At 72.6% G+C, this 24,318-nt stretch carries 21 protein-coding genes and 1 pseudogene; 13 read left to right on the top strand and 9 right to left on the bottom strand.

Going from position 1 to position 24,318, the window contains the following annotated elements; genetic code table 11:
• Positions 1-101: 101 nt before the first annotated feature.
• The 3 genes from ACY34I_RS20265 (at position 102) to ACY34I_RS20255 (ending at position 2,544) form a co-directional block, all read left to right on the top strand.
• A complete protein-coding gene (locus tag ACY34I_RS20265) occupies positions 102-1,430 on the top strand; it encodes a hypothetical protein (protein WP_462756546.1) in 1,329 nt (442 codons plus the stop codon).
• 86 nt (positions 1,431-1,516) lie between these two features.
• The gene (locus ACY34I_RS20260; RefSeq protein ID WP_462756545.1) at positions 1,517-2,077 is read left to right on the top strand and encodes a GNAT family N-acetyltransferase; all 561 of its coding nucleotides are present in this window, start codon (positions 1,517-1,519) and stop codon (positions 2,075-2,077) included.
• 56 nt (positions 2,078-2,133) lie between these two features.
• On the top strand, positions 2,134-2,544 hold the full coding sequence (locus ACY34I_RS20255; RefSeq protein ID WP_462756544.1) for a type II toxin-antitoxin system Phd/YefM family antitoxin: 411 nt from the start codon (positions 2,134-2,136) through the stop codon (positions 2,542-2,544).
• 103 nt (positions 2,545-2,647) lie between these two features.
• Here ACY34I_RS20255 and pgi read toward each other — a convergent pair whose 3' ends face one another.
• Positions 2,648-4,282: a glucose-6-phosphate isomerase gene (gene pgi, locus ACY34I_RS20250; protein ID WP_462756606.1), complete on the bottom strand. Its 1,635-nt coding sequence runs from the start codon at positions 4,280-4,282 to the stop codon at positions 2,648-2,650.
• 246 nt (positions 4,283-4,528) lie between these two features.
• On the opposite strand from pgi, the gene ACY34I_RS20245 reads away from it, so the two are divergent.
• The 3 genes from ACY34I_RS20245 to ACY34I_RS20235 all read left to right on the top strand — a co-directional run bounded on the left by ACY34I_RS20245 (position 4,529) and on the right by ACY34I_RS20235 (position 8,420).
• Complete coding sequence (locus ACY34I_RS20245) at positions 4,529-6,496, top strand: ABC transporter ATP-binding protein (protein WP_462756542.1); 1,968 nt, start codon at positions 4,529-4,531, stop codon at positions 6,494-6,496.
• Between the two features lie 92 nt (positions 6,497-6,588).
• On the top strand, positions 6,589-7,638 hold the full coding sequence (locus ACY34I_RS20240; protein ID WP_462756541.1) for an aldo/keto reductase: 1,050 nt from the start codon (positions 6,589-6,591) through the stop codon (positions 7,636-7,638).
• Positions 7,639-7,880: 242 nt separating this feature from the next.
• Positions 7,881-8,420, top strand: coding sequence for an RNA 2'-phosphotransferase (locus ACY34I_RS20235; protein WP_462756540.1), 540 nt, complete (start codon positions 7,881-7,883; stop codon positions 8,418-8,420).
• A 129-nt stretch (positions 8,421-8,549) separates the two neighbouring features.
• On the opposite strand, the gene ACY34I_RS20230 is transcribed toward ACY34I_RS20235, so the two are convergent.
• The 7 genes and pseudogenes from ACY34I_RS20230 to ACY34I_RS20200 form a co-directional block, all read right to left on the bottom strand.
• On the bottom strand, positions 8,550-9,839 hold the full coding sequence (locus ACY34I_RS20230) for a sulfite oxidase (protein WP_462756539.1): 1,290 nt from the start codon (positions 9,837-9,839) through the stop codon (positions 8,550-8,552).
• An 89-nt stretch (positions 9,840-9,928) separates the two neighbouring features.
• Positions 9,929-10,444: an NUDIX domain-containing protein gene (locus ACY34I_RS20225; RefSeq protein WP_462756538.1), complete on the bottom strand. Its 516-nt coding sequence runs from the start codon at positions 10,442-10,444 to the stop codon at positions 9,929-9,931.
• Between the two features lie 151 nt (positions 10,445-10,595).
• A pseudogene (locus tag ACY34I_RS20220) lies at positions 10,596-11,171 on the bottom strand (NADAR family protein); the annotation flags it as partial.
• A 70-nt stretch (positions 11,172-11,241) separates the two neighbouring features.
• Positions 11,242-11,916 (bottom strand): peptidoglycan recognition protein family protein, encoded by a 675-nt coding sequence (locus ACY34I_RS20215; protein WP_462756537.1) that lies wholly within the window; start codon positions 11,914-11,916, stop codon positions 11,242-11,244.
• 117 nt (positions 11,917-12,033) lie between these two features.
• The gene (locus tag ACY34I_RS20210) at positions 12,034-12,780 is read right to left on the bottom strand and encodes a lysozyme (protein ID WP_462756535.1); all 747 of its coding nucleotides are present in this window, start codon (positions 12,778-12,780) and stop codon (positions 12,034-12,036) included.
• A gap of 266 nt (positions 12,781-13,046) precedes the next feature.
• Positions 13,047-13,544, bottom strand: coding sequence for a 2-thiouracil desulfurase family protein (locus ACY34I_RS20205; protein ID WP_462756534.1), 498 nt, complete (start codon positions 13,542-13,544; stop codon positions 13,047-13,049).
• Positions 13,538-14,221, bottom strand: a complete 684-nt coding sequence (locus ACY34I_RS20200) for a carbon-nitrogen hydrolase family protein (protein ID WP_462756533.1) — start codon at positions 14,219-14,221, stop codon at positions 13,538-13,540. Before ACY34I_RS20200 ends, ACY34I_RS20205 begins: the two co-directional genes overlap by 7 nt.
• A 212-nt stretch (positions 14,222-14,433) precedes the next feature.
• Between ACY34I_RS20200 and ACY34I_RS20195 the strand changes: the two genes are divergently transcribed.
• From ACY34I_RS20195 to ACY34I_RS20180, 4 genes are all read left to right on the top strand, one after another.
• Positions 14,434-14,784 carry a YciI family protein gene (locus ACY34I_RS20195; protein ID WP_462756532.1) on the top strand — a complete coding sequence of 117 codons (351 nt, stop codon included), beginning with the start codon at positions 14,434-14,436 and terminating at the stop codon, positions 14,782-14,784.
• A 3-nt stretch (positions 14,785-14,787) separates the two neighbouring features.
• Positions 14,788-16,002, top strand: a complete 1,215-nt coding sequence (locus ACY34I_RS20190) for an RNA polymerase sigma factor (protein ID WP_462756531.1) — start codon at positions 14,788-14,790, stop codon at positions 16,000-16,002.
• Positions 16,003-16,107: 105 nt separating this feature from the next.
• Positions 16,108-19,191, top strand: a complete 3,084-nt coding sequence (locus ACY34I_RS20185) for an NACHT domain-containing protein (RefSeq protein ID WP_462756530.1) — start codon at positions 16,108-16,110, stop codon at positions 19,189-19,191.
• 143 nt (positions 19,192-19,334) lie between these two features.
• Entirely contained in the window at positions 19,335-20,045 is a 711-nt protein-coding gene (locus ACY34I_RS20180; RefSeq protein WP_462756529.1) for a VOC family protein, read from the top strand.
• On the opposite strand, the gene ACY34I_RS20175 is transcribed toward ACY34I_RS20180, so the two are convergent.
• Entirely contained in the window at positions 20,027-21,085 is a 1,059-nt protein-coding gene (locus ACY34I_RS20175; RefSeq protein ID WP_462756528.1) for a hypothetical protein, read from the bottom strand. The genes ACY34I_RS20180 and ACY34I_RS20175 overlap by 19 nt on opposite strands.
• Before the next feature lie 298 nt (positions 21,086-21,383).
• Here ACY34I_RS20175 and ACY34I_RS20170 point away from each other — a divergent pair, with 298 nt between their 5' ends.
• The 3 genes from ACY34I_RS20170 to ACY34I_RS20160 all read left to right on the top strand — a co-directional run bounded on the left by ACY34I_RS20170 (position 21,384) and on the right by ACY34I_RS20160 (position 24,220).
• On the top strand, positions 21,384-22,139 hold the full coding sequence (locus ACY34I_RS20170; RefSeq protein ID WP_462756527.1) for a hypothetical protein: 756 nt from the start codon (positions 21,384-21,386) through the stop codon (positions 22,137-22,139).
• A 71-nt stretch (positions 22,140-22,210) separates the two neighbouring features.
• Positions 22,211-22,759, top strand: coding sequence for an NERD domain-containing protein (locus tag ACY34I_RS20165; protein ID WP_462756526.1), 549 nt, complete (start codon positions 22,211-22,213; stop codon positions 22,757-22,759).
• A gap of 177 nt (positions 22,760-22,936) precedes the next feature.
• Positions 22,937-24,220, top strand: coding sequence for an RNA-guided endonuclease InsQ/TnpB family protein (locus ACY34I_RS20160; RefSeq protein WP_462756525.1), 1,284 nt, complete (start codon positions 22,937-22,939; stop codon positions 24,218-24,220).
• The last annotated feature ends 98 nt before the right edge of the window (positions 24,221-24,318 follow it).

Genomic DNA, 24,318 nt, shown 5'->3' with positions numbered 1-24,318 from the left:
GCCGGGCGAATCTCACCCGCATCCGGTCCGCCGGGGCTTCGCCCGTGGACACAATCCCCTCGGTTCGGCGACGACCACGGCTGGGCGAGGTGCCAACGGGGATGCCGGGGACCTCCGCGGTCCGGCGGTCGGTCGCGGCCGCGACGACCGGTGGGGGACGGATGGGTGACGGGCTGCGGACGGGCCGAGCGGCCCTGGTGGCGCGGCGCTCCCGCCGCCGCGACCGGCTGCGGGCGCTGGTCCGCGCGGCTTCCGGGCTCGCCGCCCGGGTGCCCACCCCCTGGGGCTTCGTGCTCGCGGTCTTCGTCGGGTCGAAGGTCGTGCTCAGCCTGATCGGCGTGGCCGTGCTGGCCGCCTGGGACGGGGTGCCCGGCGCGCCACCCCCGGACGAGACGCTGATGCGCGCCCAGCAGCACGATGTCTCACCGCACCGGTGGATCTCCCTCTGGTTCGCGTGGGACTCGTTCCTCTACGACCATCTGGCCCAAGTGCCGCTCGACCGGCCCTGGCGCGACTTCGGCTTCCCGCTGCTCTACCCGTTCCTCGCCCGGCCGTTCGCCGTGCTGCTCGGCGGGCACACCGCGTGGGCGCTGCTGCTGGTCAGCAACGTCGCCCTCGTGTTCCAGCTCTACTACGCCCATCAGCTCGGCGGCCGCCTGCTCGGCGACGACGGAGCGGACGCCGCCGGCGCCTCGGGGCGTCGGTTCACCCGCTACCTGCTGCTCCTGCCGGCCGCCTTCTTGTTTCAGGCGGCGCTGACCGAGTCGCTCTTCCTCTGCCTCGCCCTGGCCGCCTTCTGGTACGCCGAGCGGGGCCGCTGGCCGCTGGTCGGGATCGTCGGCTACTTCCTCGCGCTGAGTCGCTCGATCGGCTTCCTAGTGGTCGTCCCGCTCGCCCTGGTCCTGCTGCGCCAGCACGGCTACCACCTCGGGCTCCGGACGATCGGTCGGTACCTGACGATCGGCTGGCCGCTGCTGCTCGTACCGGCCGGGTGGCTGACGTTCATGGCGTTCGGCAAGTGGCAGAGCGGCGACTGGTACGCGTACAAGCACGCCCAGGAAGAGGGCTGGGGCATCAGCGTGCAGAATCCGCTGGGGGTGATCATCCACGGGCTGACCGGTTCGCCGGGCGACGCCCTGCGTGCCTGGGTCGCCGTGGCCGTGCTGGTGATGGCGCTCGTCGGCCTGCGCCGGGCCGAGCTGCCGTACCTGGTCTACACGGTGATCGTGGTGCTGGTGCCGCTGTCGATGGGACCGCTGGTGTACCGGAGCCTGCTCCGCTACCTGCTCGCCGCCTTCCCGGTCGCGCTGGTGCTGGCCCGCTGGGCGCAGCGAGCCACCCTCGACAGTTGGCTGACCGCCGCCCTGGCGCTCACCCAGGGCGCGCTGTTCGTGGTGTGGCTGACCTACTGGACGCACTTCATCATCTGAGGTGGCGGCACCGGCGGCGGGACGCCCGATCTCCGCTCGCCCGAGGTGCCCGGCGTGACCCGCCTGCCGGTTGCTAGGTTGCTCCAGTGTTCGCCCTGCCTCTGACCGACGACGCCGAGCTGCGGCCGCTCCAGCCCTGGCACGCCGACGAGTTCCTCGCCAATCTCGACCGGTGCCGGGAGCACATCGCCCCCTGGGTGGGCGCGTCCTTCGTGGCCACCGACGCCGACTCCGCCCGCCGGGTCCTGCAGAACTACGCCGACCGGTGGGCCCGGGACGACGGCGGGATCTGGGGCATCTGGCAGCGCGGCACGCTGGTCGGCGGCGTGCTGTTCGTGTCGCTCAACACCACCACCGGTGTCTGCGAGGCCGGCTGCTGGCTGGAGGCCACCGCCGAGGGGCGGGGCCTGGTCACCCGTGCCGCCCGGGTGATCATCGACTGGGCGATCCGGGAGCGGGGCATCCATCGAGTGGAGTGGGTGACCAAGGCCGGCAACGAGCGCAGCATCGCCGTCGCCCGGCGGTTGGGCATGCGCCGCGACGGCGTCCTGCGCGCGGCCGCCCCAGGGCCGACCGGTCGGGCCGACATGGAGGTCTGGTCGGTGCTGGCTCCAGAGTGGACGGCGGAGCCACCGCCCGCCCGCTGACCCGTGGCACCGCCACGCGGTGCGGTTCTGTCGTACCCATACGTGAATATCTGTCCATGGCTGCCCCCGCACTGGCCGACCGGTCCCCCCAGCCGCGCGCCCTGCCGCTGCGCGAGGTCCGCACTCGGCTCACCCAACTCGTCGCCCTCGCCGAGCTGACCGACACGATCACCGTCGTCACCCGCGACGGCGATCCCCGTCCCGTCGCCGCGATCGTGCCCGCCCCGGCCGCCCGGACGGCGGCGCAGGCCCGGGCCGACGCCGAGCGCATCGCCGCGATCACCGCCGGCTGGTCCCGTCGCCTCGAGGAGCTGCACCGGCAGAGCAGCCGGCGGCACGCGGCCGAGCTGCGCGCCCTCACCGACGCCCTCGCCGAGGTGTGGGCCGAGCTGGACCGTCGCATCCCGCCCGGTGATCCGGCGCTGGCCCGGCTCCGCGCCGCCCACGCCGAGTTCCTCCGCGACTGATCCGCGCCGCCGGGTCACGGGTTCGTGCGGATCCACCGGCCGCCGGACCGCGACGCCACGCCAGATGCGCTGAAGCGTGGCGGTCACCGCGTCGGGATACGGGTCAGTCCCGGCCGCGTTGGGCGCGGTAGCGGCGGATCAGCGCGGCGGTGGAGGAGTCCACGTCGCCGAGGTCCGGGTGGGACCCGGTGAGCTTGGGCGCGAGCTGGTTGGCCATCACCTTGCCCAGCTCCACACCCCACTGGTCGAACGCGTTGATGCCCCAGACCGCCGCCTCGGTGAAGACGATGTGCTCGTAGAGGGCGATCAGCTGGCCGAGTGTCGACGGGGTCAGCTTCGGCGCGATGATCGACGTGGTCGGGTGGTTGCCCGGCATCACCCGGTGCGGCACCACCTCGGCCGGGGTGCCCTCCGCCTCGACCTGCTCGCGGGTGCGGCCGAAGGCCAGCGCCGCGGTCTGCGCGAAGAAGTTCGACATGAACAGGTCGTGCATGTCGCCCAGGTCGTGGTTGGGCTGGCTGAACGCGATGAAGTCGGCCGGGATCAGCCGGGTCCCCTGGTGGATGAGCTGGTAGAAGGCGTGCTGGCCGTTGGTGCCCGGCTCGCCCCAGAAGATCTCCCCGGTCGGGTACGTCACCGGCCGGCCGTCGACAGTCACCGACTTGCCGTTGCTCTCCATGGTGAGCTGCTGCAGGTACGCCGGGAACCGGTGCAGGTACTGCGCGTACGGCAGCACCGCGTGGGTCTCCGCGTCGAGGAAGTCCGTGTACCAGACGTTCAGCAGGCCCAGCAGCGCCGGCACGTTCCGCTCCACCGGCGTGGTACGGAAGTGCTCGTCCACGGCGTGGTAGCCGGCCAGCATCTCCCGGAACCGGGTCGGCCCGACCGCCAGCATCACCGACAGGCCGACGGCCGACGGCAGCGAGTATCGGCCGCCGACCCAGTCCCAGAAGCCGAACATGTTCTCCGGGTCGATGCCGAAGTCGCGTACCCGCTGTTCGTTGGTGCTGACCGCGACGAAGTGGCGGGCGATCGCGGAGTCGTCCGCGTCCAGCCCGGCGAGCAGCCAGCGCCGTGCCTGGTCGGCGTTGGCGAGGGTCTCCTGGGTGGAGAAGGTCTTGGACACCACGACGAACAGCGTGCTGGCCGGGTCCAGGTCGGTGGTCTTGTCGTGGATGTCGGTCGGGTCGATGTTGGACACGAACCGGCAGCTGATCCCGGCGTCCCGGTACGCCTTCAACGCCTCGTACGCCATCACCGGCCCGAGGTCGGAGCCGCCGATGCCGATGTTGACCACCGTGGTGATCCGCTCGCCGGTGTAGCCGCGCCAGGCGCCCGAGCGGACCCGCTCGGCGAACGCCGACATCCGGTCCAGCACCCGGTGCACGTCGGCGACCACGTCCTGCCCGTCCACCACCAGCGACGCGTCGCGGGGCAGGCGCAGCGCGGTGTGCAGGACGGCACGGTCCTCGGTGGAGTTGATGTGCTCCCCGGCGAACATGGCGGCGATTCGGTCGGTCAGCCGGACCCGCTCGGCGAGCGCGGCGAGCAGGCGCAGGGTCTCGTCGGTGACCAGGTTCTTGCTGTAGTCCACGTGCAGGTCGGCGACGTCGCCGGTGAGCCGGTCACTCCGCTGCCTGTCGGCGGCGAACAGGTCCCGAAGGTGGGTGCCGCGCAGTTCCTCGGCGTGCTTGCGCAGGGCCTGCCATTCGTCGGTGGTGGTGACGTCCACAGCCATCGGGTTGATCTTCTCCTTCACGACGTGGTCTGCCAGCGGGCCGTCGTTGCCCCGCTGCCGGCGACCCCACCAGCCTGCCACCCGCCGACGGTGGGCGCGACGGGACCGGACATCACCCGTCCCCGCGGAACGCGCGGCGGCCGGCACGCCGGTTGCGACACCTGTTCGACACGCCGACTACGGGGAGACAGCGTGAGGTAGCGGACCGTACGCTCCGATCACTGGGCGTACCGGTGAGGAGGGTCCATGACGACGGTGATCGGGCCCCGGCCTCCGTCCGACGAGGACGAGCCGGCCGACGGCGCGGCGGAGCCGCTGCCGGAGCTGGAGGACGGCCACTGGATGCACCGGGCCACCGAGTTCGCCCACACCAGCTTCGGGTCGGTGGCCCGCCGGCTGCCCGCCCTGCTCCGCGAGGCCGTCGCGCTGGCCTGGGCGACCAGCCGCCGGGACACCGTCGCCTCGATCGGGCTGAACGTCGCCGCCGGTGTGCTCACCACGCTGGGGCTGCTCGCCACCACCGGGGTGCTGCGGCAGCTCTTCGCCGCAGGTCCGACCCCCGACCGGATCCGCGCCGCCCTGCCGTCCCTGGTCCTCGCCGCGCTGGCGGTGACCGCACGCGGCGCGCTGACCGTCGCCGCCGGCTGGGCGCAGGCCCGGCTCATTCCGCAGATCAACTACCAGGTGGAGCTGCGGCTCTTCGAGGCCACCACGGCGGTCGAGCTGGCCGCCTTCGACGACGCCGGCTTCGCCGAGGAGATGGACCGGGCCCGGGACCGGGGCATGGTGGAGGCCGCGTCGATCGTCGATGACACGGTCAACCTGCTCACCGGGGTGGTGGGGGTGCTGGCCACCGCCGCCGCGGTGACCGTGATCCAGCCGGTGCTGCTGCCCTGCCTGCTGCTCGCCGCCGCGCCGGAGGCGGTGACCGCGGTGCGGATGGCCCGCCGCCGGCACCTCGACTGGCTGGGCCGGATCACCCGACGCCGTCGGATGTGGATGCTCGCCGAGCTAATGGCCGACCGGCACACCGCACCGGAGATCCGGGCATACCAGATGCGGGATTTCCTGCTCGCCGAGTACCGCCGGGTCATCGGCCTGGAGACCCGCGCCGAGCTGCGGCTGGCCCGCGCGCAGAGCACCACCCGCGCGCTCGGCCTGTCGGTCACCGGGGTCGCCGCGTTCGCCCTCTACGCGGTCCTCGGCGGCATGCTGCTGACCGGCGTGGTGGCCCTCGCGGCCGCCGCGACCGCCCTGCTGGCGTTGCAGTCCGCCCGGGCCGGGCTCCGGACCGCCGTGTTCGCCACCAACTCGCTCTACGAGGACGCGCTCTACTACCAGGACTACCGCGACTTCGTCGATCGCGCCGGGCAGCGGGTGCCGGCCGGCGGCGCGCGGGGCGTCGACGCCGTCGAGCACATCGAGCTCGATGCCGTCGAGCACGTCGAACTCGACCAGGTCACGATGCGCTACCCGGACACCGACGTCCCGGCCGTGGACGGCGTCAGTCTCACCATCCGCCAGGGGGAGGTGGTCGCCCTGGTGGGGGAGAACGGGTCCGGCAAGACCACCCTCGCCAAGCTCATCGCCGGCCTCTACCGGCCCACCGAGGGGGTGATCCGCTGGAACGGGGTGGACCTCGCCGAGCTGGACCCGCGGCAGGCCGGCGCCCAGGTGGCGGTGATGAGCCAGGACTGGCGGAAGTTCCCGTTCACCGCCCGGCAGAACATCCGGATCGGCCGGTACGACCGGGCCGCCGACCGCGCCGGCCCGACCGTCGAGGACGCCGCCCGGGGCGCCGCCGCCCACGACATGATCAACGGGTTGCCGTTCGGGTACGACACGCTGCTCGACCGGCAGTTCAAAAACGGACAGGACCTCTCCGGCGGCCAGTGGCAGCGGCTGGTGGCCGCCCGCGGCCTCTACCGGGACGCCCGGCTGCTGATCTGCGACGAACCGTCGGCGGCCCTGGACGCCCGGGCCGAACACGCCCTCTTCCAGCACCTGCGGCGCCACCCCGACCGCGCGGTCGTCCTGATCACCCACCGGCTGGCCAACGTCCGGCACGCCGACCGGATCTTCGTGCTGGACCACGGCCGGCTCATCCAGCAGGGCAACCACGACGAGCTGATGGCGCAGGACGGGCCCTACCGGGAGCTGTTCGAACTCCAGGCCGCCGGCTACCTGGCCGAGGCGAGGGAGGGGCCGGGCTGACCGGTTGACCTCGAGTGCACTCGAACTCCTAGAGTTGCCGGACCGGCCGCCGCCCGGTCAACGCGGCGTACCCCTCAGAAAGGAACAACCCTGTGCGCTACCGCGTTCTCGGCGGCACCGGCATCCAGGTCAGCACCCACTGCCTCGGCACCATGATGTTCGGCGCGGTCGGCAACCCCGACCACGACGACTGCGTACGCATCGTCCACGCCGCCCTCGACCAGGGCGTGAACTTCGTGGACACCGCCGACATGTACTCCGCCGGCGAGTCCGAGGTCATCGTCGGCAAGGCGCTGCGCGGCCGACGGGACGACGTGGTCCTCGCGACCAAGGTGCACTTCCCGATGGGGGAGGGGCCCAACCGGGGCGGCAACTCCCGGCGCTGGATCGTCCGGGAGGTGGAGGAGAGCCTGCGCCGCCTGGGCACCGACTGGATCGACCTCTACCAGGTGCACCGTCCCGACCACACCACCGACGTGGAGGAGACCCTCGGGGCGCTCACCGACCTGGTCCGCGCGGGCAAGATCCGCGCGTTCGGCTGCTCGACCTTCCCGGCCGAGGAGATCGTGGAGGCGCACCACGTCGCCGAGCGGCGGGCGCTCGGCCGGTTCCGCACCGAACAGCCGCCGTACTCCATCCTGGCCCGCGGGATCGAGACCGGGGTGCTCCCGGTCTGCCAGCGGTACGGCATGGGCGTGCTGGTCTGGAGCCCGCTGGCCTCCGGTTTCCTGTCCGGCCGCTACCGGCATGGCCAGTCCGTGGACCTCACCACCGGTCGGCCGGCGCTCACCCCGGCCCGCTTCGACCCGGCGCTGCCCGGCAACGCGGCGAAGTACGCCGCCGTCGAGCAACTCGTCGCGCTCGCCGACGAGGTCGGCTGCACCCTGCCCGAGCTGGCCGTCGCGTTCACCGTCGCGCATCCCGCGGTCACCTCGGCGATCATCGGGCCGCGCACGATGGAGCAGCTCGAGGGGCTGCTCAAGGGCGCGTCGGTCACCCTCGACGACGCGGTGCTGGACCGGATCGACGAGATCGTCCCGCCTGGCACCAACCTCTACCAGCCGGACGGCGCCTGGGCGCCGCCCGTCCTCACCGACCCGAGCCGCCGTCGCCGCCCCCTCGCGGAGCGCGCTGCCGCCTGACCGCCAGACCGCGGCCATCGCCCCGGCGGGTCCGCTGGCATGATCACGGGATGCCCGCGATGCTGCCGCCCGAGTCCGTCCGCTCGCGCTGACCGCGGCCACTTGTTCAGCGTTCCGCACTCCGTCACGGAAGAGTGGCTGTTCCGTGGGGACGAGCCACTCTTCCGTGAACGTGCGTGCGCGGGGAAGGTAGCGCCTGATATCCGTCGACCGGTGTCCCGGCGTGCGCCACACTGACGGGTGTGGATCATCGAGACCTGGTCCGGGTGAGCAAGCGGATGTCGCTGGCGCTGCGGCACCGCCCGGACCGGTTCGGCCTGACGCTCGACCGGGCCGGTTGGGTGCCGGTCGCCGAACTGCTCGCCGCCCTGCGGATCAGCCGCGTCGACCTCGACGCCGTGGTCGCCGGCAACGACAAGCAACGCTTCGCCGTCGAACGCGGACCCGACGGCGTCGACCGGATCCGGGCCAACCAGGGCCATTCCGTCCCGGTCGACCTCGGTCTGACGCCGACCCCGCCGCCGGACCGGCTCTATCACGGCACCAGCGAGACCGTCCTGCCCGCGATCCGCGTCGAGGGGCTGCGCCGGGGGCGCCGGCACCACGTACACCTGTCGCCGGACGTGGAGACCGCCCGCCGGGTCGGGGCGCGCCGAAGCGGCGCGGTGGTGGTGCTGACCGTGGACGCGGCCGCCATGGCCGACAACGGCTACGTCTTCTATCGCAGCGCCAACGGCGTGTGGCTCACCGACGTGGTCCCCGCCCCCTACCTCACCACCTGACGCCGCCGCCTCGCCCAGCCCCGCGCGTTGACCATGAAGTTGTTGCCCCGACACGCCGATGTCGAGGGCAACAACTTCATGATCAACCAGAGGGTGCCGCGGGGGCGGGGGTGGGGGGTGGTGGGGTGGTCAGGTGGCGGTGATCGGGTGGCGGACGACGCCGTCGAAGAGGTAGCCGAGGTCGTTGTGGGCGGCCCGGTCGGGTTGGCCGGCGCCGGTGACGTCGGTGGCGCGGGCGCGCAGCGTCCAGGGGCCGGGCGCCGGGGGCCGCCAGACGGCCGTCCAGCGCTGCCAGGGGCCGCCCCGGTCGGCGGCGACCAGCTCCGCCGGGTGCCAGCCGTCGCCGGTGCACACCTCGACCCGGTCGATCGGCCCGGCCCCGGACCAGGACCGGCCACGCAGCAGCACCTCCGTGCCGGCCGGCACGCGGGCGTCCCAGGCGAGTTCGAATGCGCTCTTCACCGACTGGGTCGCCAGTGGCCCGCCATCGGCCGGGTGCCCGGGGCCGAACATGCGGTAGAACCGGGTGTTCCACGGGGAGAACAACGGTGTGGTGGAGACCTCGACCGGGCCCACCCACTTGATCGAGGAGATGCCGATCCAGCCGGGCACCACGAGGCGGACCGGGAATCCGTGGTCGGCGGGGAGCGGCTCGCCGTTCATCTCGTACGCCAGCAGGACGTCGTCGAGGGCCTTGGCGATCGGCAGGGGACGGCGTACCCGGCCGAGGTTGACCCCGCCGGTCACGTAGTCGGGGTCCAGGCCCTCCGGCATCACGTCGACCGCGGTGTCCCGCAGCCCGGCCAGCCGGAGCACCGCGCCCAGCCGCACGCCCCGCCAGCGGGCGACGCCGACGCCGCCGAGGCTCCAGGCCACGCCCGGTGCCGGGTCGTTCTGCTGGCTGGCGAAGAAGCGTCGCCCGTTGCCGGCGCACTCGATCAGCGCGGTGGTCTCCTCGGCGGGCAGCTGCCGCAGGTCCGCGAGGCTGAACTCGACCGGCGCGTCCCGGGTGGGTGCGTCGCGGAGCCCGGTGCCGAACAGCTGCAGCCGCCAGGCGTCGGCGTCCAGGCGCGGCGTCATCGTGTGGTTGCGGACGAAGAAGCGGTCGTTCGGTACGACGTATCCCTGCCCGGCCATCGCCTCCCAGCGCATCTCGGCGTTGGTCTCGACCGGGCACAGCAGCTCCGGCGGCAGCGGCTTCGCGATCGGCGACGGCGCGCCGGGGTCGACACCCACCGGCGCCGGGGTCACCGCGACCGGTTCCCGTTCCGCCGCGGCGGCGGTGAGGGCGGCCATCGCGGAACCCAGTTCGAGCAGTTCGTCGCGGTCGACGCCGGCGCACCTGGCCTGCCCGGCGAGCCACTGCCGGGCCCGGCGGTCGTCGTGCTGGGATTCCTCGGGGGAAGGGGAACGGGACACGGCTGACCTCCGGCTCGGCGACGCTGCATTCCTATTCAATCAATAGGAGTTTGCGCAGGGTGGGCGGAGGTCGGCGGCGCCGACCAGGGTCAGGCCGCCCACCGTTCGGCGAGGAAGTCGGCCAGCACCCGGGTGTGGGTGGAGAAGGCCAGCTCGACCGGCTCGGTGAGGACCAGCCACTCGGTGGCCTCCTCGGTCGGCGCCGGCGGCGGCAGGTCGCCGACCGCCCGCTCGGGCAGCACGCCGAAGACCATCATGGTGCCGCCCGCCGGCGCGCCGTGCACCGCGAACAGCCGCGCCTGCTCGGCGTCGGCCAGCAGGCCGGTCTCCTCCCGCAGCTCGCGGACCAGCGCCTCCGACCACTCCTCGCCGTACTCGATGAAACCGCCGGGCAGGGCGAGCTGCCCGCGGGCCGGCTCGATGTCCCGGCGGACCGCCACCACACCCAGGCCGGTCGGCGTCCGGACCGGCAGCACCGCCACCGCGACCGGCAGCGGGTTCCGCCACACCGTCCCGCCGCAGGCCGCGCAGACCCGCGGCCAGCCGGCCGCCGCCGGGTAGGCGGCGCCGCAGTATGAGCAGTGCGAATACGGTGTGACGGTCACGCCGCAGCACGTTACCCGCCCGGCGGGCAGCTCGTCCCCGTCATCCGGCCGGTGCCTGGTGTGTCTCCGGATGGCGCAGCCGCTCCGCGATCCGCTGAACGTCGGCCATGGTCATCCCGGTCGGCTGGGCCACCGCGAGCGACGCCTCGGCCGCGAGGGCGACACGGGCGTCCATCAGGGCGAAGCCGAGCAGGTTCTCGCCCCGCCACCGGGCCGGGTCCGCGGCGCGCGGGTCGTCGGCGGCCAGGCCGATGCCCCAGATCCGGTCCACCGGGCTCGCCTCGACGAGCACCCGCTCCCCGGTGCCGAGCAGGAAGCGGCCCAGCTCCTCGTGCTGGCCGAACTTGGCCACGCTGCCGGCGACGACGATCTCGTAGCGGCGCGCCGCCCAGGTCGCCTCGTCGAAGCCGCGGACCTGCCGGCCGAGCGCCTTGGCCCGCTGCGGGTGCCCGCTGGCGAGGACGCGCTCGGCGACCTCCGCGTCGCCGAACAGGGTGGCCTTCTGCCACATCATCCAGTGCTCGGCGGTGGCGTACGTCCGGCCGTCCACCGTGAACGGCGCCGGCCACCACTGGCTCAGGCAGCCGGCGCCGATGCTGCCGTCGCGCTGCGGACGGTGACCCCAGAAGTGCAGGTACTTGACCCGCCGCCCGGACCGGACGGTGGCGGCGAGCTCGGCGACGGATCGGGGCGACACGATCGACAGTGTGCCCGAGGGCACCGACAATCCGCGTCCGCGTTTTGCCCGCTCCGGCGGTCGCGGGGCGCCCGCGGGCGCCCCGCGACGGGCCGAGCCCTTAGCCGCCCAGCCGGGCGGCGACCGCGCTGCGCAGCTCGGGCAGCCGGTCGTGCAGCAGGCCAGGGCACTGGGTGTTGTTGAAATCCTTGTGCCCGTAGATCTCGCTGGACGGGATGCCGTACTGCTGGCAGGTGAACGCGCAGAACCACACCAGGCTGTCCCATTGCGCCTGTGGCGGTTGCACGTCGAGGTAGGTTCCGTCGTTCTCGATGCCGATGGCCTGGCTGTTCTGCCCGACGCAGTGCGCGCCCTGGACCATCGTCTGCCCGTGCAGCAGCGCGTACAGGCTGCCGTGCCGGCCCTCCGTGAGGTAGCCGCCGCGGCTGTTGGTGAAGTGCTGCCCGGAGTCGAGCCAGCCGTTGGTGTCCATGTGCAGGTTCTGGATGTCGCGCGAGTTCTGGTAGGCGTAGGCGAGGCTGTAGTCGGTGGTGTTCGGGAACGCCGTGTGATGAATGATGATCTTGTTGGGGCGGCTCTGCACCACGGTCACGTTGGACGAGGGCGGGCGGGCGCCCCAGGTCGCGCAGTTGGCGATCACGGGCTGGTCGACCCGGGTGGCGACGGCCCGCGCGCCGCGATCGCCGCCGAACTGGGTGAACGCCGTGGCGCCGGCCGCGGCGCCGAGCAGGACCGCGCCGCGCAGCACGGCCCGCCGGGGGACGGGGACGGACATCGGGGCCTCCTCAGGGGTACGGACGCGGCCGGTGGCGGGCGGCTGCTCCGGGTCGCGGCGTGGCGTCAGACGCCGAGCCGAGTAGCCGGAAGGGGACGGCCCGCCACCGGACGCCGGTCAGCAGGGTCCGTTGCAGGCCAGCACCTTGAGCCGGTCCAGGGTGCCGTTCCAGACGTTCTGGTCACCGGGGAAGACGCCGGAGGAGGCCCACTGCCAGAACGAGTACGTCCCCCAGCCGGCCGGCAGGGTGCCGACGCTGCTGGAGTAGCGCGCGATCCAGAGCGGGTTGTTGGCGGCGAACTGGGAGGTGTTGCCGGTGCAGGTGGTCCACCAGTCGGTGGTGGTGTAGATGGTGGCCCACCGGCCCGTGCGGGCGTAGTACTGGTTGACGAACGAGGCGATCCAGCTGCGCATCGAGGCCTGGCTCAGCCCGTAGCAGGTCGAGCCGTACGGGTTGTACTCGATGTCCAGCGCGCCCGGCAGGGTCTTGCCGTCCTTGGACCAGCCGCCGCCGTGGTCCACGAAGTAGTTGGCCTGGGTGGCGCCGCTGGAAACGTCCGGCCGGGCGAAGTGGTACGAGCCCCGGATCATGCCGACGTTGTAGGAGCCGTTGTACTGCTGGGCGAAGTACGGGTTGGTGTAACCGGTGCCCTCGGTCGCCTTCACGTACGCGAACCGAGCGCCGTTGTTCCAGGCGGCGGACCAGTTCACGTTGCCCTGCCAGCTGGAGACGTCCATGCCGGGCAGGCCGGCCGGTGCGGCGCTGGCGGGCGTCGCGCCGAGGAGGGCCGAGGCGGCGAGGGTGACGGTGGCGAGCGCGGCCGTGGCGGCCGTACGCAGCGCCGTTCGCAGGGGACGGTTCATCTTTCCTCCCGGGGGGTCTGCCGCTCGTGGCGGCGGGAGTCGGTGAAAGGAACTGTCAGTATTACGTCACAGGTTGGAGACAAATTTCAATAGATACATGGAAGATCATCTTCGAATCGTCATGGCGGTGGTTGGCGGACATGTCCCGCATCACTGGCCCGGACGGCCGCCCGAAGATCCACGCGGGCGTACCCACCTGCTCGACACCGCCGGCCAGCCGCTCGCGGTCCGTGATCAGCTCGAACTCGCCGGCCGGTCAGGTCGGGTCAGCTGCGACGTTCCAGTTGCGCGAGCAGGGCCGCTGCCTTCTCCAACTCGCGATGATGGAACACGGGAATGCCGTGGCGGCGTAACGCCTCCGCGGCGACGCCGCGGCCGGCTACGGTCACGCCGGTGAACGTTCCGTCGTGGACGTAGGTGCTACCGCACGTGGGGCTGCCGTCCACCAGGACGGCGAGCCCGACAGCAGCATGCACCGCCCGGTCGATCGCCCGGCCCGCCGCCGTACGGAACAGCTCCGTGACGTCACGACCCGACACCTCCCGCACCCGAGCCCTGCCGTCGAGTACGTCCGCAGCGCTGCCGCCGACGATTTCCGCCGGCGGTCGAGGCACCGGAAACCCGACGGCCAGCTCGGGACACAGCGACACGAGCCGTCCCTCGGCTGTCCACTGCTGCCAGATCGGGGAGCTGACCGGCACGCCCGTCTCGTTGAACCGGATCGCGGCGCCGCCCAGGCAGCCGCTCACCAGCACCTTCAACATGACACGTCGGCGACGACGACCTCGCCCGGACCGTCTCCGGCCTGCGCGATGACCGTGCCGTCCGGTCGCCAGAATCCCGACCCCCCCGCGCCGAGCAGCGGTCCGTCCGGCCCCGCTCCGCAGGACAGCACCACAGGGATCCGGTGCGTGGTCGCCCGCGCGTGCATCCGCTCGTCGCGTGGGTCGGTCGGGGAGTTCAGTGTGCTCGCGACGTACATCTCCGCGCCCGCGGTGACCGTGGCGGCGGCGTGTTCGGCAAGCGAAGCATCCCGGCATATCGCCAGCCCGAGTCGGCATCCGTCGAGCTCCAGGACGACGTGCTTGGGTCCGGGGGAGAAACGTTCGTCCTCCGGCGGGTGCAGGTGAATCTTGCGATAGGCCACCCGTGCACCCGTGCCGTCGATCAGCAGCGTCGCGATGAACTCACGCCCATCAGCGGCCATGACCGGCGCGCCGACCAGCGCGACCGAACCCGTGCCGGCGCACGCCTCGATGATCGGCATCAACCGCGGGTCGTCACCGGCCACCGCCGGGGCGTCCAGGTGGTATCCGGTCAGTGACAGCTCCGGGAACACGACCAGTCTCGCGCCCGCCGCACGAATGACCCTCGCGTGCTCCGCCGCGTTGGCAGCGACGTCGTAGGCGACCACACCAGGCTGAGCGACCGCGATACGCACATGTTCTCCCTGCTCAACCGACCGCAAGATGCGCAGTCTACGGCCGCCACCACCCGCACCCGACAAGCGTGACCCCGGATGTGATCAAGCAGACGACCCGGCCGATACGACGAAATAGGCTGCGGCCAGCGTGTCGATTCCGGCGTCGCCCGTCCGTGTGGAGGGTGGAGGGACCGGCGCCGGGCCGGCCCGGGACGGGCGAGGAGAAGCACGTGAAGCAGTACCTGATCAGCATGTACCAGCCGGCCGGCGAGGGCCTGCCGGAGCCGGAGTTCCTGGCCGACGTGATGCGCAAGCTCGACGTCATCCACGACGAACTGGTCGAGGCCGGGTCCTGGGTCTTCGGCAACGGCCTGCACGCCCCGGAGACCGCCACGGTGCTGCGCCCGAAGGGGGACGAGGTGCTGATCACCGACGGGCCCTACGTGGAGGGCAAGGAGTACCTGGGCGGGTTCACCATCATCACCGCCCCCGACCTGGACGCCGCCCTGGAATGGGGCCGCCGGTACGCGCTGGCGACCACCCTGCCGATCGAGGTGCGCCCGTTCCAGGGCGAGGCCTGACGCGTGCCCGACCCGACCGACATCGAGCGGGTCTTCCGCGCGGAGTACGGCCGCGCGGTCGCCGTCCTGGTCCGGCTCCTCGGCGACATCGACCTCGCCGAGGAGGCGGTCCAGGAGGCGTTCACCACGGCGGTCGACCGCTGGGCCAGGCAAGGGCCGCCGCCCAGCCCGGCCGGCTGGATCATCACCACCGCGCGGAACCGGGCCATCGACCGGCTGCGCCGCGAGGCGTCCCGCGCCGACCGGCACGCGCAGGCCGCCCTCCTGTACGCCCCCGACGCGCTGGCCGAGGAGGGACCCGTGGGCGACGACCGACTCCGCCTGATCTTCACCTGCTGCCACCCGGCGCTGGGCACCGCCGCCCGCGTCGCGCTGACCCTGCGGCTGCTCGGCGGGCTGAGCACCGCCGAGATCGCCCGGGCCTTCCTGGTGCCCGAGCCGACCATGGCACAACGCCTGGTCCGGGCCAAGGCCAAGGTCCGGGACGCCCGGATCCCGTACCGGGTGCCACGTGACGCCGACCTGCCGGACCGGCTGCGGGCCGTGCTGGACGTCGTCTACCTGATCTTCAACGAGGGGTACACGGCCAGCTCGGGGGAGCGGCTGGTCCGGGACGAGTTGTGCGCCGAGGCGATCCGGCTGGGCCGGATGCTCGCCCAGCTGATGCCCGACGAGCCGGAGGTGCTCGGGCTGCTCGCATTGATGCTGCTCACCGAGGCGCGGCGGGTCGCGCGTACCGGGCCGGACGGCGACCTGGTGCCGCTGGGCGAGCAGGACCGCGGCCGCTGGGACCGGACCCTGATCGTCGAGGGGCAGGCCCTCGTGCGGCGCTGCCTGCGGCGGGACCGGCCCGGCCCGTACCAGATCCAGGCGGCGATCAACGCCGTGCACAGCGACGCGCCGACGGCGGCCGACACCGACTGGGCCCAGATCCTCGCCCTGTACGACCAGCTCATGCGGCACGCTCCCGGGCCGGTGGTGGCGCTGAATCGGGCGGTCGCGCTGGCCGAGGTGGCCGGCCCGGCCGTCGCGCTGGCCCAGGTGGACGGCCTGGACCTGGCCGGCTACCACGTCTTCCACGCGGTCCGCGCCGACCTGCTGCGCCGGCTCGGCCGCGCGGGTGAGGCGGTCGCGGCGTACGACGCGGCGATCGCCCGGACCGACAACCACGCCGAGCGGGCCCACCTGCGGCGCGCCCGGGACCGGCTGGGCGGGTGAGCAGGGCCACCCCGGTTTTCGCCGTCCGCTGGTCACGGCCCCGGCCGCCCGGACCGGCGGGCGGGCGGGGCTGCGTCGGGAATCCCCAGCCTGCAGAATCGTCCGGTGCGGCGCGGCGTGTGGAAGTGGAGTCTCGTCACCGTCATGACCCTGTTGGGCGCCGGCGGCACCGCCTGGGTCTGGCTCCGCTACGACTTCGAGAAGGTCAACTGGCTCTGGGGCGTGGTGGCCGGGGTCATCGCGGTCTACGTGGTGGTGGACCAGCTCTTCGCCGACCGGGAGGTGGCCCCGCCGACGGCCTGGGCGCACCGGCGGGCCGCCGCCGACGAACTCGCCGAGCTGATCCGGCGGGAGCCCACCGACCAGGGCCTGCTGCGCGCGATCGACGAGCCGTATCCGCTGCCGGTGGCCTGGCACACCGCCCCGGACCGGCTGCTGCCGTCCTGGCGGTCGATCGGCCGGTCCGCCGAGGCCGGCCCCATCGACCTCGCCGGGCGGGACGGGGCGCTGTGGGAGTGCTACCGGTCCGTGCCCTCCGGGCGCCTGCTGGTGCTGGGACCACCCGGATCCGGTAAGTCGATCATCGCGCTGCGACTGGTCCGGGAGTTCGCCGCCCGGCGCGACCCGGAGGCCCCGATCCCGGTGCTCCTGCCCGTGGATTCCTGGGACCCGGGCGCGGAAGGGTTCCACGACTGGCTGGTCGACCGGATCACCCGGCGGTACCCGTACCTGGCCGCCGGCCATCCGCGCCGCTCGGCGGTGGTGCGGGACCTGCTGGTGGCCGACCTGGTGGTGCCGGTGCTGGACGGCCTGGACGAGCTGCCCGACGACCGGCTGAGCGCGTGCCTGGACGAGCTCAACGAGCTGCCGACCCAGCGGTTCGTGCTGACCTGCCGCTCCGCCGACTACCAGAAGTACCTCATCCAGGGGGAGCGGCTGCGGGCGACCGCGGTGGTGACCCTCGCGCCGCTGACCGCCGCGCAGGTCGGCCGGTACCTACGCGACGCCGCACCGCTGCACCAGGTGACGAACTGGTCCACGGTGGCCGACCGGCTCGACGCCGACGCCGAACTGGCCGCGGCGCTGTCCACCCCGTTGCTGGTGGCCCTGGCCCGGACCGCGTTCGACCAGCCCGGCACCGATCCCCGCGACCTGCTCCCGCTGGCCACCGAGCGCGGCCGGCGATCGGTGGAGGACGAGGTGCTGTGCCGCTCGGTCGACGCGGCACTGCGGTCGCGGCGGGGCGGGCAGGGCCTGCGCCGCTGGGAGCCGGCCCGGTCCCGCCACTACCTGACCTACCTGGCCAGCCACCTGGAGTCACTGGACAGTCGCGAGTTCCGCTGGTGGCAGCTCGCCGTCGCGCTCCCGCGCCCGTTCTGGGTCGGCTTCGACGGGCTTCGGGCCGGTCTCGCGGCGGCGATCGCGCTGTCACCGCTCGGGGACGCGCTCGGCACCCTCGCTGCCGTGACCGGTCCAACCCAGGTCCGGGACCTGCTGCACGGCGTCGCCGCCCGGCCGTCCGAACTGGTGGTCCTGGTGGCCCTGGCGGCGGCCCTCCGATCGGCGCTGCGCGGCGACCCGCACCACGGCGCGCCGCCGGTGCGGCCGGTCTTCACCGGCGGGTTCCGGCCACTCCTCGAGGGACTGGCCACGGGACTGCTCGGCGGCGCCTTCTGGGGCGCCCTGGCCTGGCCGCTGTTCGCGGGGATCGGGCCGCCACCACGACTCGTCACGGTGCTCGGCACCGTGCCCGTCCTGGAGCACTGGTCGGCACCGACCCAGTGCGCCCTCGCCGTGGGCGTCGGCTGGTGCGTGTTCAACGTCGTCCGCGCCGCGCTGCGGGTCGACCTGTCCGCGCCAGCGGCGGAGCTGAGCGCGCTCAGTCCGGCGGGGACGCTGCGGGCGGATCGCGCCGCGACGCTAGCCGCCCTGCCGCTGACCGCCGTCCGCGCCGTGGTGGTGTGGTTCGTCGGCCTAGCCGCCCTCTGGCTGGCCGGCGTGGTGTCCGCCTTCCCGCCGCTCGCGGCACAGGGGTACGCCGGCCTCGGCCTCGGTCTGGGCTGGTGGCTGTACCGGCGGGGCGGCAGCGCCTGGTTCCGCTTCGGGGTGGCCCGGTTCGTGCTCGCCGTGCGCAATCAGCTCCCGTACCCCCTGCTGGCCTTCCTCGACCACGTCGAGGCGGTCGGTCTGCTCCGGCGCGGCGCGGGAGCCTACCGGTTCCGGCATGGCCGGCTGCAGGCCCGGCTGGCCGCTGGGTCGGTGGCCGGCCGGCGGGGCAGCCAACTGCGCGAGGAGTTCGCCGTCGAACTCGCCGGCGCCGGCTACTGGCCGGAGGCGTTCCAAACGCTGGCCGCCGTCGCCGGCACCCGGGCAGCCAACGTCGGGCTCGACGACGATCGGACCGGGGTGGCCCTGCGGCGGGCGGTCCTGGTCGGGGCGGCGGCCGGGCACTGGAGCGACCTGGCCGACCTGCTCGCCCAGCTCCCGGCGCCGCCGGTGTCCGGGGCGGCCCGCACCCCGGTGGCGGAGCAGCGGCGGGTGATCGCCGAGCTGGTCGGCCGGGACGCCCCGGTGCGCGACCTGCTCGCCGCCGCCGACGAACTGGCCGCGCGGGAGGAACGCAGCGGGCGGCGCGACCCGGCCACCGTCGAGCTACAGGCGATGCTCCGGTACGCCGCCGGTGACGTCGCGGCAGCCCGGGAGGCGTGCGAACGGTTGGTCGCCTCCGTGCGGTCCGCCGACGTCGACGCCCAGTGGTCCGCCCCGCTGGCCGCCGGGCTGCTGGCCGGGCTGGTCGTCACCGACGGCCGCCCGACCGAGGCGGTGGCCATCTGCCGGTACGACCTGGCCCTCGCCGACGTGCTGCCCACCCGATCGGACCTGCTCCCGCTCGTCGAAACGTGGGCGTGGTCGGCGGCGGTGCTGCGCCGGGTCACCGACGAGGCGGCCGAGACGCTGCGACGGATCCGCCTCGCGGCCCACGCCGAGCGGGGGCGCGGCAACCGGCCGGTGCTGACCCGCCGTGAGTTCGCTGAGATCGGGCTGCAGGGCTGCCACCGGCTGATCGGGCATCCGATGTTCGCGCCGCTGGCGCTCGGGGCGGCCTACCGGCTCGCCGAGGTGCTCCGAGCCCCGGAGATCGTGGCCCGTACCCTGCACCGCCCGGTGCCCATGTGGCACGACGCCTGACGGGTCCGCCCGACCGCGGTTTCCCGGAGACGGGGGTGGAGTGATCGGCGGCTCCTCGGCCTTGACAGGCCGGCGAAACAGGTCGCGCAAATACCGGATTTGCAGAACGTGATTTGGAGTTCCGCTACCGGTACAGTGGCGCGGTGCGAAACGGTGTGCAGGCCCAGGTGCCGGTGCTGTACGTCGCGGACGCCGACGCCGCGCGACGGTTCTACGAGGTCTTCGGCTACTCCGAGCTGCGCACCGGGGGCGACGGCGAGTCCCGCTGGTCCTACCTCCAATGCGGGGAGTTGACCCTGCTGCTGGCCGCCGTCACGCCGCGCCTGGTCACCGTCGAGTTGCCCCTGCTCATCTACCTCTACGTCGACGACCTCGCCGCCACGATCGACCGGCTGACCGCCGCCGGCTACCCCGTCGAGCGGGCCGGGTACCCGGACCACGCCCCGGGCGGCGAGTGCCGCACCACCGACCCGGACGGCAACGTCGTCGTGTTCGGACAGCGGCGGGCCGTACCCGAGCAGGCCCGCAGCCCGGAAGCGGACAAGGAGGCCCGGTTCTCCCTGATCCGCGAGGCCGCCGAGCGGGTCAGTCGGCACGGCAGCGCGCCGGCCCGCTGCCAGATCGGCGGTCCACGCGGCGAGGCGTGCCCGGAGCCGGCCGAGGTGAAGCTGGCCGACTCGTGGGGCGACACGGTGTGGGGCTGCCTGGCCCACGCCGACGAAACGCTGCTCAACGCCCACGGTGCGTTCCTGGCCAGCGAGGACGGGCAGGGGCTGGGCCCGTACCTGCGCAACCGGCAGGCAGGCCCGCATGCCCAGACCAAAGCGGTGCGGCGTCAGCGCCGATCATCCTGACCTCGTTCCGGCGGTGTCCCCTCGGGCGTCGCCTTCGGGACGGCATCCTTGGTTGACGTCGCCGTCGGGGCGGCCTCAGTTGACGCCGGTTTCGGGGCGGTGGCCTCGGTCGATGTCGCATTCGCAGTGGCCTCGCCGCCGGAGGTCGCCTTCGGTGCGCCGCCCGAGGAGTCCCGGGCGGCGCCGGCTGCCTGCTGCGGGACGACGGGGATGGCGGTGAACGGCTCGAAGATCTTGTCGAAGTTCCGCCGGTCCCGCAGGAGTTCCGCGCTCCACTGGGCGGCGGCCCGCTGCTCCGCGGCCATGTGCCGCCGCGCCCGGGACAACTCCTCGTTGATCGCCTCCGTCTCCTCGGCGCCCGGGGGATCGTCGACCATTTCGTCGAGGATCGTCATCCACCGCCGGTTCAGCTCCTCGGCGTACCGGGCCCGAGCCAGGTACAGCTCGTACTCGCACTCCAACTCGATCAGGCGGTCCCAGTGCGGCCGCAGCGCCTCCCGGACCCGGTCGTCGTGGCGCACCCACCACACCTCCGGCCGGCACTGGACCGTCACGCCGCCGCGCGTGTAGCGCCACAACTTCGGATCCTGCTCGGTCAGCGCCTTCTGCAGGGCCACCTCGAGGTCGCCCGCCCGGTGCGGGGCGAAATTGCGCGCGCAGTCCGCGGCCGTACGCCGCAACTGCTGAATCGCCCTGGACGTGAAATGGCGCGCGCACCAGATCAACGCCTCCGGCCGTTCGCCCGTCGCCGACCAGGTGAGCAGGGCCCGGACGGTGAACGTGAAGACGTGCCCCTTGGCCGCCACGACGATCGGATTGGACAGCTCCCGGTGCTCGAGCGTCTCGTCGAGCGGGGGAGACGGCACGTCCCCGTCCGCCGCCGCCCACAATTTCTGGAGCACCGGCCGCAGCCGCGCCCACAGTGCCTTCGTGCCCGCCAGCAGACCGGGACCGAGGCCACGGGCCAGTTCCCATCCCCGGTCGCCCCACGGCGGCTGCCGGCCCGACGAGGGCGCGTTTCCGCCCGACGCGTCGGTCATCTCACCCCTCCTCCGCACCGGGCCGGGCGGTCCGGTGCCACTGTCCGCCTTGCGGTGACTGGTTGAGGGGTATCGCGCCGTCGGCGCGGACCAGCCGGGACGTGTGGACGGTGGCGAACGTCAGCCCACGCTAACAAGGCGGGGACGCAACGGCCCGCAGCCGCGCGGGCGGACCGCTCATCGCCCATGAGCTCTCCGCGGCGGGCGCATCCTTCGTCAACGTGATCATGGCTTTATGATCATCGGCTGCTGGCGCGGCAACCGGCAGTGGACGACCAGCGCAGACGAAGGATCGGGGATGGCCAAGCAGGACAGGGGATCGCTCGCCGACCGTTTCGACGTGGCCTGGAGGGGACTCGAGTCGGATCTGAAGCAGCGCTGGCGGGAGCGGAACGGCGACAGCTGGGGGCAGCAGCAGAGCGCTTTCAACCTCCTCGCCTGGGCCCGCGAGCAGCGGCTCCTGACCACCGACCAGGAGCGCTTTCTCGACCGTTGTCGCAGCGTCCGCAACGCGTACGCGCACGTGTCGTTCCCTGGGTACTCCGGGCCGATCGCGTCCCCTCCGAAGGAAGTCGTCGAGCGGCTGGAAAAGATCCAGGCCGGGCTGCAGCATCCACGCAAGGTCAGCGAGCTGGCCAACAAGGCACTTACCTGCCTTCCCAGCACGCCGCTGCGCGAGGCGTTGCAGACCATGCACCGGGACGACTTCTCACAGTTGCCCTACCACGACGAGCAGCGCGGCTGGCTCCTGGTGACGCGCGAACAGGTCGGACGGTGGGCGGAGGCGCAAGCCGAAGCGGACGGCCTAGCCCTGCTCGACCTGCGTGTACCGGTGTCCCAGCTGGCCGACCATCCCGAGGTCGGCCCGGTGCGACCGCGACAACTCGACGCGTCGGCCTCGTTGGCAAGCGCCGTGGCGGCCCTGGAGGCTGCGCTGCGCCAGCCCGAGCAGGGGTATCCGCTGGTCCTCGTGACCGGCAAGGGCGGAACAGCCCCGGTCCAGGTGCTCGCGGTGGACGACCTGCCCAGGGCGTACCAGGAACTGGGCCGGTGATCCGGTGAGACCGGCCGATGCCGGCCTGCCGGGCGGCCACCGTTCCGCGACCTGGGCCTAGGATCTTCCGCATGCAGGAGGGCCGGTGGACGACGATCACGCCGTCGCAGTTCGCGCACGAGCGGGAGGCGCTGGCGCATGTCCAGGCGCTGCTGCCGGACACCGAGCCCTACCGGGCCTGGTCGAACTTCACCTTCACCGCGCAGACCGGCCACCCCTATGAGGTGGACCTGCTGGTCGCGGGACCGGGCGGGATCTACCTCATCGAGATCAAGAGCCTGACGGGGCGGCTGGTGCGGTGGTGGACCTGGGCCGGCTACCGCACGAACGCCACGTTGATCTCCACGCTCAGCGAACTGGCCGACCCGACCCAGCGGTACGACGACGCCTCGATCCGGCTGCGCCCGGGCCTGGACCGGGAGATGGTGCGCGGGGCGGTGGCGGACGCGGCCGGACGGATCTGCCTGCCGGACGTCAACGAGAGGGCCCTGGACGGTCTCAAGTTCAACGCTGCCCTGCCACACCGTCTCGCGGTTGCCACCCTAGCCGCTCGACTGGCCGACGTGCCCGCAGCGCAGGCAGTGCTCGCTGAGCCGGTACGGATGGCATATCTGCCATAGCACCGCCCGTTCGCACACCTCGCGCATCACCTGTTCGAGGTAGCGCAGGTGTTCGTCGGTGAAGACGCGCGCCCGGCACTCGTGACGAAAACCAAATGGGCGTGAAGCAAAAGGTGCAGTGCCTGCTCTTACGAACCGGGTCATCGACAGTTATGGAAGCAAGTTAGGATTCGGGGTGTGAAAGCGGACACCGGCCGACGATACCGGCTGTATCCCACCGACGAGCAGGCGCAGCGCCTAGTCTCGTGGGGGCACACGTGCCGCTGGCTGTACAACATTGCCTTGGAGCAGCGTCAGTTCGCCTGGCAGCAGCGCAAGGTCACTCTCGGGGTCGCCGCGCAGTGCGCGTCTCTGACCGAGGCGCGCAAGGAACTCGACTGGGTCGCCGACCTGCCTGCGCAGTCCGGTCAGCAGGTGCTGCGCCAACTGGATCAGGCGTACCAGAACTGGTGGAATCCGCAGCACCCGGCCGGGGTGCCGACCCGTAAACGTCGGTGTGCCCGGTTGTCGATTCCGTTCCCCGGCCAGGCGGTCCACGTCCGCCGCCTCAACCGCCGCTGGGGCACCGTCAGCCTCCCGAAGGTTGGCGAGGTCAAGTTCCGTTGGTCCCGCCCGTTGGGCGGCACGGTCCGCAATGCGGTGGTGTCCTTCGATGGCGTCGCCTGGCACGTCGGGTTCGGCATCCGGGCCGGCATCACCACGCCCGAGGCACACGCCCGGCCCGGCACCGTCGTGGGCGTTGACCGTGGAGTGAAGGTCGCCCTAGCGATGTCCGATGGCCGCATGTGGAACAGAGCCTTCACGACCTCTGGCCAGGAACGCGACCTGGCCCGACTCAAGTCGAAGGCCGGCCGGCAGGAAACCGCCCGCCGTAAGCGCGGCCTGAAGACCTCGAACCGTGCCCGTAAGGTCCGTGCGGAGATCGGCCGGGCCGAGGCGAAGATCCGCAACCGCCGCCGCGACTTCGTGATGTGGGCCGCCAACCGGATCTGCGCCCAGCATGCGACCGTCAAGCTCGAAAACCTCAACACCAAGGCCATGACCGCCACCGCGAAGGGCACCGTCGCCGAGCCTGGCACAAACGTGCGGCAGAAGGCCGGGCTGAACCGGGCGATCCTCGACAAAGGCTGGGGACTGTTCGAGGCAGCCCTGGCTAACCAGGCACGGACCACCGGCACCCGAATCGTGAGGGTGCCAGCCGCATTCACCTCCCAGCGGTGTAGCCGTTGCGGGAACACCGACCCGAACAACCGCGACAGCCAAGCGGTGTTCCGGTGCGGGTCCTGCGGACACCAGGCCAACGCCGACGTGAACGCGGCGATCAACATTAGGGACACCGCCGAGGCGGTGCCCCCACTCACCGGGCGGGCAGTCCGGGACAGGAACCGAAAGGTGCCCTGTCGACCACCCACCCAGCGTCGGCGACGTACGACGCTGGAAGCGGGATTCTCCCGCCTCTAGGCGGGAGAGGATGTCAAGAGTACGACGTCTATCCCGGGTGGGCCGCTGCCTCCGGCATGGGACGGCTCCGGTGAACCCTCGGCGGTAGCCCGTTGACT

This window comes from Micromonospora sp. RTBAU3-60, from assembly GCF_054963695.1.
This window is presented reverse-complemented; position numbering and strand designations above follow the sequence as displayed.

Excerpts from the sequence above, each read along its gene's own strand:
- ACY34I_RS20265 (WP_462756546.1), top strand. The coding sequence starts at position 102 with ATGCCGGGGACCTCCGCGGTCCGGCGGTCGGTCGCGGCCGCGACGACC.
- ACY34I_RS20255 (WP_462756544.1), top strand. The coding sequence starts at position 2,134 with ATGGCTGCCCCCGCACTGGCCGACCGGTCCCCCCAGCCGCGCGCCCTG.
- pgi (WP_462756606.1), bottom strand. The coding sequence starts at position 4,282 with ATGGCTGTGGACGTCACCACCACCGACGAATGGCAGGCCCTGCGCAAG.
- ACY34I_RS20245 (WP_462756542.1), top strand. The coding sequence starts at position 4,529 with ATGACGACGGTGATCGGGCCCCGGCCTCCGTCCGACGAGGACGAGCCG.
- ACY34I_RS20215 (WP_462756537.1), bottom strand. The coding sequence starts at position 11,916 with ATGTCCGTCCCCGTCCCCCGGCGGGCCGTGCTGCGCGGCGCGGTCCTG.
- ACY34I_RS20210 (WP_462756535.1), bottom strand. The coding sequence starts at position 12,780 with ATGAACCGTCCCCTGCGAACGGCGCTGCGTACGGCCGCCACGGCCGCG.
- ACY34I_RS20205 (WP_462756534.1), bottom strand. The coding sequence starts at position 13,544 with ATGTTGAAGGTGCTGGTGAGCGGCTGCCTGGGCGGCGCCGCGATCCGG.
- ACY34I_RS20175 (WP_462756528.1), bottom strand. The coding sequence starts at position 21,085 with ATGACCGACGCGTCGGGCGGAAACGCGCCCTCGTCGGGCCGGCAGCCG.
- ACY34I_RS20170 (WP_462756527.1), top strand. The coding sequence starts at position 21,384 with ATGGCCAAGCAGGACAGGGGATCGCTCGCCGACCGTTTCGACGTGGCC.
- ACY34I_RS20165 (WP_462756526.1), top strand. The coding sequence starts at position 22,211 with ATGCAGGAGGGCCGGTGGACGACGATCACGCCGTCGCAGTTCGCGCAC.